This is a genomic window from Acidobacteriota bacterium (assembly GCA_026707545.1).
Lineage (GTDB): Bacteria > Acidobacteriota > Thermoanaerobaculia > Multivoradales > Multivoraceae > Multivorans.
On sequence record JAPOWR010000001.1, the window covers coordinates 1,399,067 to 1,413,623 of the forward strand.

Here is a 14,557-nt window from a genome sequence, read left to right on the forward strand (position 1 = left end):
CACAGAGCAAGGAAAGACAAGAGAACAAGCAATGAAGTTCACCAAGGACATCCCCATCGGGAACTCCACCATGACCCTGGAATCCGGGCGCCTGGCCAAGCAGGCGAACGGTTCCTGCACCGTACAGCTCGGCGAGACGATCGTGCTGACCACCGCCTGCATGGCGCCGGACAGCAACCCGCGGGGCTTTCTGCCCCTGACCGTCGACTATCGCGAATACACGTCGGCGGCGGGCCGCATCCCGGGCGGCTTCTTCAAGCGCGAGGGACGCCCCTCCGAGAAGGAGATCATCACCTGCCGCCTGACCGATCGGCCGCTCCGGCCGCTCTTCCCGCCGGGGTACTTCCACGAGACACAGATCATCTCCTTCGTCCTCTCGGCCGACCAGGAGAACGACCCCGACATCCTCGCGATCAACGGCGCGTCGACGGCACTCGTGCTCTCCGACATTCCCTTCTACCACCCGGTGGGCGCGGTGCGCGTCGGGCTGATCGACGATGAGATCGTGTTCAACCCCACGGGCGCCGAGCGGGACGTCTCGGATCTCGACCTGATCGTCGTCGGCACCGCGGATGCGGTGACCATGGTCGAGGCCGGAGCCAACCAGCTCGATGAGAGCGTGATCCTCGACTGCATCTTCGCCGGCCACCAGGAACTGCAGAAGATCGTTCGCGCGCAGCGGGAGCTGTTCCGCGAGATGAACCTCGAGAAGCCCGACTGGAAGGCCCCGGAGGCCTACACGGCCGAGTTCCAGCAGGAGGTCGAACGCGCCATCTGGAACGACTTCACCGCCGCGCTCAACACGCCCGCGAAGTTCGAGCGCCGCGACGCGGTGAAGGCCGTCGTCGACGGCTTCATCGAGCAGCTTCCCGAGGAGGACGACCGGCGCGCGCAGGTCGGCAAGATCGTCAGCGAACTCGAGGACAAGGCGCTCCGCGAGATCGTGATGAAGCAGGGCAAACGCTTCGACAACCGCGCGCTCGACGAGATCCGGGCGCTCGACTGCGACACGGGGCTCCTGCCCCGGGTCCACGGATCGGCGCTCTTCACCCGTGGCGAGACCCAGGCTCTCGCCTCGGTCACGCTCGGCACGCGCCGGGACGCGCAGATCATCGAGGAGTACGAGGGTGAAACCCACCAGAAGTTCCTCCTCCACTACAACTTCCCGCCGTTCTCGGTGGGCGAGGTCCGGTTCCTGCGCGGGTCCAGCCGGCGCGAGATCGGCCACGGCGTTCTGGCCCGCCGCGCCCTGGTCCCCGTGCTGCCGACCGAGGACGACTTTCCCTACACGGTTCGCGTGGTCTCGGAGATCCTGGAATCGAACGGTTCCTCGTCGATGGCGACCGTCTGCGCCGGTTCGCTGGCATTGTTCGACGCCGGCGTGCCCATGCTGGCCCCGGTGGCGGGGGTGGCCATGGGCCTGGTCAAGGACGGCGAGGACTTCGCCGTCCTCAGCGACATCGCCGGCCAGGAGGACCACCACGGCGACATGGACTTCAAGGTCGCCGGCACCCGCGGCGGGATCACCGCCCTGCAGATGGACATCAAGATCACCGGAGTGACCCGCGAGATCATGGGCCAGGCGCTGACCCAGGCCAAGACGGGCCGACTGCACATCCTCGACCACATGGCCGCCGAGATCGGCGAGCCGCGGGAGGAGATGTCAGAGTACGCCCCACGCCTGCACGTGATGATGGTCGCCCGCGACCGGATTCGCGACGTGATCGGACCGGGCGGCAAGACGATCCGCGGCATCACCGAGGAGACCGGCTGCCAGATCGACATCGAGGACGACGGCCGTGTCGTCGTCGCCTCGCCGAACTCCACCGCCGCAGACCGGGCGATCGCGATGATCGAACGCCTGACTGAGGTACCGGAGGTCGACAAGGTCTATACCGGCCAGGTACGGCGGGTCGAGCCGTTCGGCGCGTTCGTCGAGATCCTCCCCGGTACGGACGGTCTGGTCCACATCAGTGAACTCGCCCCCTACCGGGTCGGCGAGATCGGCGACCTGGTCACCGAGGGCGACGAGATGACGGTCAAGGTGATCGACATCGATCCTTCGGGCAAGGTGCGACTGTCGCGGAAGGCCGTGATCATGGATGCTCCCGACTTCGATCCCAAGGACTATGAAGGCATGGGCGTCCCGGCGCCCGCCGGCGGCGACCGCAGGGGCGGTCCCGGCGGACGCGGGGGCCGTGGCGGTCCCGGCGGACGCGGTGGAAGAGGCGGCCCGCGCGGACGCGGCGGCCGTGGCGGTCCCGGCGGACGCGGTGGAAGAGGCCGCGGCCCACGGTCGGGCGGCGGTCGCGGTCCGCGCCGCGACTAGGAGGCTGCGCCGCCAGGTCGGCCGGCCGACACCGGCCAGCCGCTCAGTCGGCGGCGATGAGGGCGGCACGATAGACCGCCCGGAAAGGGACTTCCCTCTCCCGGGCGATCCGTCGTACGTCCTCGTACTCCGGCGCCGTTCCCAGGGAGCGACCGCCGACCGCCGCCGTCTTGACCCGGACCTCGCCGAAGGGCGTCGTCACCGAGACGACTCTTCGTTCGGCTTCCAGCCGGTCGACGACCGTCCGCCGGCAGCCCAGGGACCCGGTCTCGAGGAGTAGCCGCTCGGCGAGATCCGAAGCCCGTTCGGGGCGGCAGATCACGGTGACGGCCACCCCGGGACGCGACTTCTTCATCTGCACCGGGGTGGCGAACACATCCAGCGCGCCGGCTCCAAGCAGTGTCTCCGCCGCGTAGCCGATCGCCTCGCCGGTGGCATCGTCGACCTGACATTCCAGCACCGCGACGCGGCTCCAGGGCGAAGCGGCCGTGACCCGGGTCGCCAGTTGGACACGGAGCGCGTTCGGCCGATCGGCGAGCTCCCTGCTGCCCAGGCCGACACCCGTGTCCTCGATGCGGCGGGGGCAGTCGACTGCCGAAGGCCCGGAGGAATCCACGAACTCGCGCAGGATCACGGCGCCCGTAGGCGTCGTCATCTCGCCCTCCACCCCGCCGGCGGTGATCGGTATGCCTCGAAGCAGCAAAGCCGTCGCCGGCGCCGGTACGGGCATCACGCCGTGGCGGGTCTTCACCGTGCCGCTACCCACCACCACGGTGGAACAGGACACCCTGGCCGGGGCAAAGTGCTCGAGCGCGAGCGCGGCGCCGACCAGATCGACAATCGAGTCGTCGGCGCCGACTTCGTGGAAGTGCACCTCGTCCAGACCGACCCCGTGCACGCTCGCTTCCGCCTCCCCGAGGCGGCTGAAGAGCGCCGACGCACGTTCTCTCGTGCCCGCCCCGAGACCGCTCCGCTCGATCATGCGGAGGATCGTGGACAGGCTCCGATGCGAGGCGCCCGCGCCACCGCGTCCTTCCACCGGTCGGCCACCGCGCAGCACGCTGAAGCGCATTCCCGCCAGCGACCCGCGTTTCGCCCGCCGCACCTGGAGCTCGACGCCGGAAAGACCCAGTCGCTCGACCATTTCCTCGAGCCGGGCCAACGGCAACCCCAAGTCCAGGCAGGCGCCCAGAAACATGTCGCCCGAGATGCCGCTGGCACAGTCCAAGTGGAGCAGGTCGGGGCCTCCAGCAGCCATCGGAAGCACCCTAGCAGTCCCTGCCCGCGCAACCGCCCGCCGCTACAGGAATCCCCTTTCCCGCATCGAGACCCAGCGGCCGCCGCCGCCGAGAATCAGGTGATCGACGAGTTCGACTCCCACCGAAGCCCCGGCCCGCGCTAGTCTGCGGGTGAAGGCGATGTCCTCCCGGCTCGGATCCGGATCACCGCTGGGATGGTTGTGGAAGACTGCCGCCGCCGTCGCACCCAGTCGCAGGGCCTCCTTCAGGATCACGCGCGGCTCGACCGAGGTGCGGTCGAGAGCGCCGACGAAATGCTCCCGCTCGCTGATCACGCGGCCCCGGACGTCGACGTAGATCGCGCCCATCACCTCCTGGTCGCGGCGCGCGTAGCGCAGGTTCAGGTAGCGCGCTACACCCACCACGTCGCCAAGGGGTCTTCTCTGCGGGAGCTGGGCCTTGGCCAGACGCCGGGCCAACTCCACGGCCGCGAGGACCGTCGCCGCCTTGGCGTCTCCGAGCCCCTTTCGGCGCAACGACGGCAGGTCGTGTTCAACCAGCAGGGCGAGCGCCGGCAGGCCGCCGAGCCCGCGTCCCTCGTCGTAGAGCAGATCGTAGGCGAGATCAAGCACTGAGCAGCCCCGGTGCCCGGTCCGCAGAAGAATCGCGATCAGTTCGCAATCGGTCAAGACTCCCGCTCCGTGCGCCAGCAACCGCTCGCGCGGACGCTGCCCCGAAGGCATCTCCCGCAGTGTGCTGCGGAGCGGTCGGTCCTGTCTTGCCATCGCGCCTCCTCTGTGGACATCGACGAATTGACGGCCGTCCAGTTCTCGTCACCACGGGAGGCCAGTTCTCCGCCTGTCCCTCCGGCTACAGTGTCCGTTCCGTGCCGCTACCCGACGCCGAACTTCCGCCGTTCCTTACCTCCGAGGGCCTACCGGCCGAAGCGTCCGTCGCCATCCTGCCCGTGCCCTACGAACGCACGACATCGTGGGGTCGGGGTGCGGAACATGGACCGGCCGCCCTGCTCCGCGCCTCCCGTTACGTCGAGCTGTACGACGAGGAGCTCCGGCTGGAACCCTTCCGCATCGGCATCGAGACCCTGCCGCCGGTCGATGTCGAGACGTCGGAGGACGCCGCGCTCCAGCGCATCAGCGCTTCGGCCCGGGCCGTGATCGAACGCGGCCGTTTCCTCGCCGCGATCGGCGGCGAGCACACGGTCACCCCCGCCCTGGTGCGTGGCGTGATGGAAGCAGCCGGCGCCGACCTGGGCACCGACCTGGGCCTCGTGCAGTTCGACGCCCACGCCGACCTGAGGCCGAGCTACCAGGGAACCCGCTGGAACCACGCCTGCGCGATGAGCCGGGTGCTCGACCTCGGCGTCCACACACTCGCGGTCGGCATCCGGTCGCTGAGCCGGCCGGAGGCCGTGCGGATCGAGACAGAGAGGCTCCCGATCATCTGGGGCCACCAGATGCAGGCCCTGGACCCGGAGGATCTGCAGGCGCTGTTCGCGGGGCTACTCGCGTCACTGCCCGACACCGTCTATCTCACCTTCGACCTCGACTTCTTCGACCCGTCGCTGCTGCCGGCCACCGGAACGCCCGAACCCGGCGGCGGCAACTGGTTCCAGGCTCTGACGCTGCTCCGCCTGTTGTTCGAGCAAAAGCGCGTCATCGCGATGGACATCGTCGAACTGGCCCCGATCCCCGACAACGCGGCCAGCGAATTCACGGCGGCGCGCCTGCTCTACAAGTGCATCGGCTACCGCTACCGCCAGACCCTGGCCGCCGCTCAGAGGCCGATCAGGCCGCCCGCGACGTAGACCCAGAACACGATCAGCGCAAGGCCGATCAGATTCAGCCACAAACCGGCACGGACCATCTGGGGAATCGTGATCTCCCCGGAGCCGAAGACGATCGCGTTCGGTGGCGTGGCCACGGGCATCATGAACGCGCAACTCGCCGCCAGCGTCGCCGGCACGATCAGGAGCAGCGGATCCACCTGGATGGCCGCGGCGGTGGCGCCCAGGATCGGCAGAAAGGTCGCCGTGGTCGCCGTGTTGCTGGTCACCTCGGTGAGGAGGATCAGCAGCGTGGCGGCGCCGATGACCAGCACCAGCACCGGCATGCCCTCGAGCACGAGCAGCAGGCCGCCGATGAAACGGTCCACGCCGGTGCTGACGACCGCGGCGGCGAGGCTGAGTCCGCCTCCAAACAGCAACAGAATTCCCCAAGGCGCCTCGAGCGCCTTCTTCCAGCTCAGCAGGAAGACGCCGCGCCGGAAATCGACCGGAATCGCGAACAGCAGCAGGCTCGCGCCGATCGCGATTCCCGGGTCGGTCAGCCCCGACAACGGCCTGGAGCCGCCGATCTCGATCCCGGTGAGCCACGTGCGGGTCGTCCACAGCAGAGCGGCCGACACGAAGATCGCGAGCACCGTCTTCTCGGGGCCGCTGATCCGCCCGAGCTTCAGGAGCTCGCCGCGGATGAGCTCCCTGCCGCCCGGAACCTCGGTGATCCGCAGCCGGTAGACGAACCGGGTCAGCACCAGCCACGCCAGGGGCAGGAAGGAAAGGGTGATCAGGAGACCGAAGGGCATCCACTGGGCGAAACTGATCTCCCTGCCGTAGGTGTCTTCCACGAACGACATCATCTGGAGGTTCGGAGGGGTGCCGATCTTCGTCGCGACACCGCCGATCGAAGCGCCGTAGGCTGTCCCGAGCAGCAGATTCAGGGCGAAGGGAAACGGCCTTCCCACCGGCGCTACATCCGGGCCCAGGCGTTGACGGACCAGGTCGATCACGGACAGGGCGATCGGCAACATCATGACCGTCGTGGCGGTGTTCGAGATCCACATGCTGAGGAAGGCGCTGGCGGCCATGAACCCGAGCACGAGCCGATCCGGCCGGCTGCCGACCAGAAGGATGATGTGGAGCGCCAGGCGACGGTGCAGACCCCAGCTCTGCATCGAGAGAGCGATCATGAAACCGCCCAGGAACAGGAAGATGTTCGGATTCGCGTAGGGCGCCGCGACGCTCGAGATCGCGATGTCGCCACCGGTCAGAAGCGGAATCGCGACCAGGGGCAGGAGCGACGTGACGGCCACGGGCAGGGCCTCGGTCAGCCACAAAACGCCCATGAGCACGCCGGTGGCCGCCACCGCACGGCCTCCGGCCGAAAGCCCCGAAACGATCTGGCCGTCGGCGTCGAGCACCGCCGAGGGGATCAGGAAGTAGGCCAGCGCCGCGAGGAGGGGAGCTCCAACCAGGCCCGTCGCAACGGAGGCCCAGGGGCCCCGGTCGCGACTTGCCTCAGCCATTCCCGCCGTCGCCGTTCCTGCGGAGGTGGCGGCGGAAGTAGGACCTCGTCATGCCGGTGACCGCTCCCGAGAGCAGCAGCAACGAAATGAGGTTCGGGAACGACATCAGGCCGAGGGCCACGTCGCCGAAGGTCCACACCGTGGAGAGCGGCAGCAGGCAGCCCAGGAAGAAGAAGCCGACGTAGATCCAGCGGTAGACGGGAATCGCCCGCGCCCCGAACAGGTACTCGGTCGACCGGTCGCCGTAGTACGACCACGAGATCGCGGTCGAAACCGCGAACAGCAGCACCGAAAGGGTCACGATCAGATCGCCGCGGTTCCCGGGCAGGCCCAGGCTGAAGGCTCGGGCCGTCAGCGGCGCTCCGGTCAGAAGGGCTCCGCCCTCGATCCGCGGCGTCCCGCCCCCGGCACGGAGCGTTCCGTCTCCAGCGACCTCCAGCGTACCGCTCCAGGCATCGCCCGCCCCGTCGACCAGGCGCGGATCGGCGATCATCGAGTGCAGCACGACGAAGGAACCGTCCGCCGCGCCGCCCTCGACCGCCACCGTGCCGCCGCCGCGCGTCGAACGCTCGTCGCGCGCCGCAAGCAGCTCGGAGTCGTCGTCGAGGACGCGGTGGATACCCTCCACCTCATCCAGCGCGAAGCTCTGCGGGGCATGGTCGCGCCACGCGTCCGTGGTGACGATGACCAGGCCGGTCATCGTGCAGATGACCAGGGTGTCGATGAATGGCTCGAGCGAGGCGACGAGCCCCTCGCGCACCGGCTCATCGGTCTTCGCGGTGGCGTGGGCGATCGGCGCGCTGCCCTGGCCCGCCTCGTTGCTGAACAGACCGCGCCGGATGCCCCACATCATCGTCATCAGGAAGGAACCGGCGGCGCCGCCGACCATCGAGGTCGGCCGGAACGCCTGTTCGACGATCAGGGCGAAGCTCGCCGGAACGCTGTCGATGTTCGCGAGCAGGATGAACAGGGCGCCGCCGACGTAGATGACCGCCATACCCGGCGCGAGAATCGAGGTCACCCGGCCGATGCGCCGGATGCCGCCGATGATGACCAAGGCCACCAGCGACGCGAAGATCAGGCCGCTCCACACCGGAGAGAAGCCGAACTGGGACTCGAGCTGATCGGCCATCGTGTTCGCCTGGTTCATGTTGCCGGTGCCGAAGGAGCACAGGACGGCGAGGCCGGCGAACAGCATCGCCATCCACTTCCAGTTCGCGCCCAGGCCCTTCTCGATGTAGTACATCGGACCTCCGGAGACCGAGCCGTCGCGGTGGACGCGGCGGTAGGCCACGGCCAGCGTGCACTCGGCGAACTTGAGCGCCATGCCGAAGAACGCGGTTACCCACATCCAGAACAGGGCCCCCGGGCCGCCCATGCGGATCGCGATCGCCACGCCGGCGATGTTGCCGATCCCGACCGTCGCCGAAAGCGCGGTCGTCAGCGCCTGGAAGTGGACGAGGTCGCCCTCGTCGTCCGGATCGTTGTACTTGCCTCCGAGGATCGCCCAAGCGTGCCGAAAGCCGCGCAACTGGATCAGGCCGAGTCGGACGGTGACGAAGAGTCCCGTCCCCAGGAGCACCAGCGCCAGGATCGGAGCCTGGGGCGGCGTGTTCCAGACCAGCCCCTCGAGCCAGCCGGCTACCGGTCCGAGAAAGCCGTTGATCCCGTCTGCAACCTTCCCGAACAGCTCCTCGGGCATCGCGCGTCAGCCTCCCCTCTAGCGATAGTTGGCCGGATGGCCGGTAGCGAAGACCAGCACGGACTCGCCGCGACGGATGGTACCGGAGTCGCTCAGGAGCGAGAGCCCGGCCAGGGCCGCCGCCGTCTCGGGGCCCACCAGAACTCCTTCCTCCGCCGCCACCCGGGCCGCCGTCTCCGCGACCTCAGCCTCTTCCACCGCTACGGCCGCGCCGCCACTGTCGCGCAGCGCCCGCAGAATGAGGAAGTCGCCGATCGCACTCGGCACTCGCAGCCCCCACACCGCCGTGGCCGGCTCCGGCCAGGGATCGGCGAGTTTGCCGCCCGCATCATGCGCGCGCACGATCGGCGCGCATCCAGCCATCTGCACGACCGCGAACTTCGCCGGGGCACCGCTCAGGAGGCCGAGCCTACGGAGTTCGGCGAACGCCTTCGCCATGCCCACGATGCCGGTGCCGCCGCCGGTCGGGTAGACGATCCAGTCCGGCAGCCGCCAACCGAACTGCTCGGCGACCTCGAAGCCCATCGTCTTCTTGCCTTCGGCACGGTACGGCTCACGGAGGGTCGAAAGGTCCCAGAAGTCGCCGCCCCGCTCCCGGAGCGCGGCGCCGGCCTCAACGAGCGTCCCACCTGCCTCGATGACCTCGGCGCCGAATCGCCGGCAGCGTCGGCGAACCGTTTTCGGCGTGTCCTCGGGTAGAGCCACGCGACAGGGCAGTCCGGCGGCGGCGGCGTAGGCCGCGGCAGCGACGGCAGCGTTGCCCGCGCTCGGAAGCTGGATGCCGGGGGCGCCGAGTTCCCGCGCCCGGTTTACCGCCATCGAGAGCCCTCGATCCTTGAAGGAACCGGTCGGATTGCCGGCCTCGTTCTTCAGGAAGACACGCACGCCGTCGGGCGCCAGTCGACGGAGCCGAAGTACCGGTGTTCCACCCTCACCGAGATCGACGCGGCCGTGGAAATCGACAACCGGCAACAGCTCGCGGTAGCGCCACAGCGTCCACGGCCGGCCATGGAGTTCACCGGCGATCGTTCTTCCCCGGTTCGTGTCCAGTTCGTAGTCGACCAGCCAGGGCTTGCCCGCCGGCGACAGAAAGGCCGGTTCGTCAAGCGGCGCCCGGACTCCGGTGGCCGAGCAGACGAGCCCTCTTGCCCACGTGTTCCCGTTCGCCCGCATCAACCGATCCCGGCTCGGGAGATTACAGCAGTCACCGGACGCGACGCCTGAGTGAGACACAACATACTGAGAAACAACAACTTACGTCCAAAACGTGCTATCATCGGCTTCTGCTAACGATCAACTTCTTCGCATGAAGCCATGAGCAAACAGATCGGCAGCTTCGAGATCGTTCGCCGCCTTGAAGCCCACGCCGGAGCCGCTTCGTACGTCGGCCGCGACTCGACGGACGGTTCCCCGGCGACGATCGACGTCTGGGCGGCGGAGATGCCGGAGGCACAGGCCCGCTTTCTCGACCGGGCCACCGCCGCGGCGGTGCTCGAGCACGACCATGTCGCCCGGATTCTCGATTTCGGCATCGACAAAACCACCTCGTGCCGCATCGAGGAAGCCTGCGACGGCGAGACGCTCGAAACGAGGCTCAGACAGGGCGACGAATTGCCGAGGGAGACCGCCCTCGCCTGGCTGGCACAGATCGCACGCGCACTGGAGTACGCCCATGGGATGGGCGTCATCCATGGCGACCTGCACCCCGGCATGGTCACGATCCGCTCCGACGGCACGGCGGCGCTACGCGGCTTTGCAAATCCGCGCACCACGGGCAAACTCCGGTACCGCGCCCCGGAACTCCTTCGCGGCGACCCCGCGGACGCACGCACCGACCTCTACGCCTTCGGCGTCCTGCTCCACCGCCTGCTGACCTACGAGCCCGGAAGACACCAGACCGTTCCCCGCCGGCTCAAGTCCGCGGCTTCCCTGCCGCTCAAGGACTTGCCCTCCGACTTTCCACGTCGGCTGCTCCCCGTCCTCGAGGGTTGCCTTGATGAAGATCCGGCGGGCCGTCTCGACAGCTTCACATCCGTTCTCGGCGCCCTCGAGGCCACGGCCCACGACGTGACCGCCACCGAGGCTTCCCTGGCAGATGTCGAACTCCAGGGCCGCGTTCCCGGGAAGGACGGCGATCCACCGCCGAGTCTCGAGAAGGTGGCGGCGGCCATCAAGCGGCCATCGCGTTCCCGTTTCCGACGCCGCTGGTTGACGTTCGCGACCGTAGCCGGAACCGCGCTCTGGGTCGGCGGCACGCTTTGGTGGTCCAAGGGGAGTCCAGCCGTCGCCGGTTCCGACGCTCCGGTGGCCGAGGAAGCCGTAGTCGCGGAGGCTGAACGGCCGGGCACGGCGGATGCTGCGCCCAACCCTCTCCCCTCCGGCGACGTACCTCTCCCAACGGACGGCACCGCGCCGGCTGGCACAGCCGCGAACAGGCCGTTGCCTGTCCGCCCGGCGAGCCTGGGCACCGGCCGCCTCGCTCTGGCCCCAGCCTGGCACCCTGAGATCACGGTGTCGGTGGCAGGCGGCGAGCCGGTCGTTCTGGACCGCCGGAGAGTGTTCGAAGTCGAAGCCGGCGTCGACCACGTGCTCACCTTCGAACTCGCCACACGCGACTACCAGATCAGGGAGCAGTTGGTGACCCAGGTTCCATCGGGCCGCCTGCTCGAAACGCCGGTGCCCCTCGTACGACCCGGATTCCTCAGCGTGGCTCCAGCGGACGAGTCGGCACGTCCCGTCTTCGTGCGGATCGGCGACGAAGCGATCGGCTGGACACCGATCAATGGGCTGCAGATACCGGTCGGCACCCATGTCCTGAGCGTCTTCAAGAACCCGACCTGGCGGCCCGAGGAGCGGGTCGACCAGCAGATTCGGGTGCGTTCCAGGCAGGAGACCACGGTGCACTTCGACCTCGAATCCGAGCCGCCGGCGTTGATCGTGGACGGCCAGAGGATCGAGTACGCTCCGGTTGATGAGGAGCCCGCGCCGTAACAGCGACGCTGGCGCTGAACCCACGCCGCTCGAAGTCAGCGTGCTGGTACCGGTGCTCAACGAGGAGGCTACCGTCGCCGCTCTGGCGGAGCGCGTCCTGGCGAACCTGGACGCGATCGACACCCGCTGCGAGCTCCTGTTCATCGACGACGGCTCGACCGACGGCACGTCCGATGCGGTGCGGCGGGAACACGAACGCGACCCAAGGGTCCGCCTCGTCCGCCTGCGCCGGAACTTCGGCAAGGCGGCCGCGCTCTCGGCTGGGGTGGACCACGCCAACGGCCGTGTTCTGGTGACGATGGACGGTGACCTGCAGGACGACCCGGACGAGATTCCGAGACTCTTGCAAGCCCTCGAAGACGGCCCGCTCGACCTGGTCAGCGGCTGGAAGCGGACCCGCCGCGACCCCCTGCGGCGCCGCATGGCGTCGAAGGTCTTCAACTGGGTCACGCGGACCCTTTCCAACGTGAAGCTGCACGACTTCAACTCCGGCTTCAAGGCGTATCGCCGGGAGGTCCTGGAGCAGGTGGCCGTCTACGGTGAACTCCACCGGTACATTCCGGTCCTCGCCAGCCGTCGCGGCTTCGCCGTCGGCGAGATCCCGGTCGCTCACCACCCGCGTCGCGTCGGCCGAAGCCGCTACGGTTGGGATCGGTCCTACAAGGGCCCGGTCGACCTGATCACGGTGCTCTTCATCAGCCGCTTCACCCGCCGGCCATTGCATCTCTTCGGACCGATCGGCCTGATCAGCGTTGCCCTGGGCTTCGGCATCTGCGCCTACCTGGCCGCGCTCTGGTTCGCGGGCGAGTCCCTCTCCAACCGGCCACTCCTGCTCCTTGGCGTCCTGCTCATGGTGCTCGGCATACAGATCGTCACCACCGGACTGATCGGCGAACTGATCACCTTCAAGAACTTCCGCCGCCACGACAGCTACTCGGTTCGCGAACTGGTCGGTTGAGGGCGACTTGGCTCTGCGGATCCTCTTCCTCACGCAGACCTACCCACGCTGGCCGGGCGACGGCGCCGGACCCTTCATCCGGGAACTGGCCCGCGGCCTGGTCCGCCACGGCGACCTGGTCACGGTGCTCGCGCCTCGCGCGGAGGGCGTCCGTCCGTCCTGGATCGACGACGGCGTCGAGGTCCGGACATTCCCCTACGCCCCTCGAAGGCTGGAGGTACTTGGCTACGGCCGCAGCCTGGCCGCGGACGAGCGCGTCCGGCCCGGAGCCGGACTGGCGGCGCCGCTCTATCTGCGCGCAGCCGCCTCGGCCGTCGCCCGCCTTCTCGCCCGCGAAGCGTACGACCTGCTGCACGCGCACTGGCTGGTGCCGAACGGACTGGCGGCGCTGTGGCCGGGCGTCCGCAAGCGAGGCGCCCTGATCGCCGCGGGCCTGCACGGCAGCGATGTCTTTCTGGCCGAAAAGGCCCTGGTGCGTCCGGCGATCCGGCGCGCCCTGAGGCGCTGCGAACTCCTGACCGGCTGCTCGCCGGAACTCGTCGAGCGCGTCGTGAAGCTGGGTTACCGGGACAAGCCCTGCCACGTCATCCCCTACGGCGTCGACGTCGACGTCTTTTGTCCCGCCGCCGAGGCCGCTGACCCGGCGAGCACCGGCGACTGGCGTCAGCGGCTCGAAATCCCCGGCCGCGCCAAGGTCCTGCTCGGTGTTGGCAGGCTGGCGACGAAGAAGGGCTTCCACGTTCTGGTCGACGTCCTGCCCCGGCTTCTGGCCGAGTTCGACGACCTGTACGCCGTCATCGCGGGCGGCGGCGACCAGGTGGCCGCGCTGCGGTCCGCCGTATCGGCATGGGAACCGCGAAACGCCGCGCGCCTTCGTTTCCCCGGTCCCGTCGCCCACGACGACCTGCCTGGCCTGTACCGCAGCGCCGACCTCTTCGTGCTACCCGCGGTCCACGACCCGCAGGGCAACGTCGACGGCCTGCCCAACGTGATCCTCGAAGCCCTGGCCAGCGGTCTGCCCGTAGTCTCCAGCGCGATTTCGGGTATCCCCCTCGCGATCGAGTCCGGAGTCGAGGGACTGCTCGTACCGGAACAGGACCGCAACGCCCTCAGCGACGCGATCGCCGAACTCCTGCGCTCTCCGGAGCGCCGCCTCCGGATGGGCGCCAGAGCCCGCGCCCGGGCCGTTTCGCACCTGACCTGGGACCAGGTCGCCGCCGCGTATCGCGACGCCTACCTGGAGGCCCTGTCCAAGCGCCAACGACCATGAAGCCGGACGGCCAGGAAGTTGCGATCGGCCCACGAGGCCGAAGGGTCTGGTGGACGGTTCTGATCGCCGCCATGACCCTGCCGACAGTCGCCTCGCTCGCCTACTTCGTCTGGTTGGAGGGTACGGCCTGGGTCGCGCCCGTCTACCTCGGCGCCAAGGTACTGCAATTCGCCGGGCCCGTAGCGGCCTTGGGGATCCTGCTGGCGGCCGCGACAGGGCCCTCGCGACCCGGACATTCCGTGGCCCTCGGGCTGGGCACCGGGATCGCCGGAGCAGCCTTCACCTGGCTCTGCTACGTCGTCTTTTTTCGTGGCGGCGAGATGGCCGCCACCGCGGCCGAGGCGATCACCGTCAAGCTGGCGGACTTCCACCTCGACACCCTGAGCCGCTACGTCGTCGCGGCGCTTCTCATCAGCTTCCTCCACTCCTGGCTGGAGGAGGTGTACTGGCGGGCGTTCGTCTATGGGCGGCTATGCCGCCTGACCTCAGCCAGATGGTCCTTGCTGATCGGCGCCGCGGGCTTCGCGGCCCACCATGTCGTGGTCATCGCGGTGTACCTGGGCGACGCATCGGTCATCGTTCTGGCCCTCATGTCCCTACCTGTCTTCCTGGGCGGCGCCCTGTGGTGCCAGCTCTACCGCACCACGGGAAACCGCCTTTTGGCTCCCTGGATCAGCCACATCTGCCTCGATCTCGCCATCATGGCGGTGGGCTACGACCTGGTCTTCGCCGGTTGAGCCCCCGCGGG

The 14,557-nt window shown here is 68.7% G+C and carries 11 protein-coding genes; 6 read left to right on the top strand and 5 right to left on the bottom strand.

The genetic code is table 11. The features are described from left to right. Positions 1-31: 31 nt before the first annotated feature. The gene (gene pnp, locus OXG83_05545; protein MCY3964477.1) at positions 32-2,329 is read left to right on the top strand and encodes a polyribonucleotide nucleotidyltransferase; all 2,298 of its coding nucleotides are present in this window, start codon (positions 32-34) and stop codon (positions 2,327-2,329) included. A gap of 43 nt (positions 2,330-2,372) precedes the next feature. On the opposite strand, the gene larC is transcribed toward pnp, so the two are convergent. Both larC and radC read right to left on the bottom strand, forming a co-directional pair. Continuing rightward, a complete protein-coding gene (gene larC / locus OXG83_05550) occupies positions 2,373-3,587 on the bottom strand; it encodes a nickel pincer cofactor biosynthesis protein LarC (protein MCY3964478.1) in 1,215 nt (404 codons plus the stop codon). A 42-nt stretch (positions 3,588-3,629) separates the two neighbouring features. Continuing rightward, positions 3,630-4,310, bottom strand: coding sequence for a DNA repair protein RadC (gene radC / locus OXG83_05555; GenBank protein MCY3964479.1), 681 nt, complete (start codon positions 4,308-4,310; stop codon positions 3,630-3,632). A gap of 143 nt (positions 4,311-4,453) precedes the next feature. On the opposite strand from radC, the gene speB reads away from it, so the two are divergent. Beyond that, positions 4,454-5,392: an agmatinase gene (gene speB, locus OXG83_05560; GenBank protein ID MCY3964480.1), complete on the top strand. Its 939-nt coding sequence runs from the start codon at positions 4,454-4,456 to the stop codon at positions 5,390-5,392. Here speB and OXG83_05565 read toward each other — a convergent pair. From OXG83_05565 to OXG83_05575, 3 genes are read right to left on the bottom strand one after another with little or no spacing between them, the layout of a single operon-like run. Further along, positions 5,362-6,888 (bottom strand): SLC13 family permease, encoded by a 1,527-nt coding sequence (locus OXG83_05565; GenBank protein MCY3964481.1) that lies wholly within the window; start codon positions 6,886-6,888, stop codon positions 5,362-5,364. The genes speB and OXG83_05565 overlap by 31 nt on opposite strands. Beyond that, a complete protein-coding gene (locus tag OXG83_05570) occupies positions 6,881-8,590 on the bottom strand; it encodes a sodium:alanine symporter family protein (protein ID MCY3964482.1) in 1,710 nt (569 codons plus the stop codon). The genes OXG83_05565 and OXG83_05570 overlap by 8 nt, the downstream gene beginning before the upstream one ends. A gap of 18 nt (positions 8,591-8,608) precedes the next feature. Next, on the bottom strand, positions 8,609-9,763 hold the full coding sequence (locus tag OXG83_05575; GenBank protein MCY3964483.1) for a threonine synthase: 1,155 nt from the start codon (positions 9,761-9,763) through the stop codon (positions 8,609-8,611). 141 nt (positions 9,764-9,904) lie between these two features. Here OXG83_05575 and OXG83_05580 point away from each other — a divergent pair, with 141 nt between their 5' ends. The 4 genes from OXG83_05580 (at position 9,905) to OXG83_05595 (ending at position 14,546) form a co-directional block, all read left to right on the top strand. Beyond that, positions 9,905-11,581: a serine/threonine-protein kinase gene (locus OXG83_05580; protein ID MCY3964484.1), complete on the top strand. Its 1,677-nt coding sequence runs from the start codon at positions 9,905-9,907 to the stop codon at positions 11,579-11,581. After that, on the top strand, positions 11,562-12,539 hold the full coding sequence (locus OXG83_05585) for a glycosyltransferase family 2 protein (protein ID MCY3964485.1): 978 nt from the start codon (positions 11,562-11,564) through the stop codon (positions 12,537-12,539). Before OXG83_05580 ends, OXG83_05585 begins: the two co-directional genes overlap by 20 nt. 7 nt (positions 12,540-12,546) lie before the next feature. Continuing rightward, positions 12,547-13,809, top strand: coding sequence for a glycosyltransferase (locus OXG83_05590; GenBank protein ID MCY3964486.1), 1,263 nt, complete (start codon positions 12,547-12,549; stop codon positions 13,807-13,809). Between the two features lie 71 nt (positions 13,810-13,880). After that, a complete protein-coding gene (locus tag OXG83_05595) occupies positions 13,881-14,546 on the top strand; it encodes a CPBP family intramembrane metalloprotease (protein MCY3964487.1) in 666 nt (221 codons plus the stop codon). Positions 14,547-14,557 lie beyond the last annotated feature (11 nt).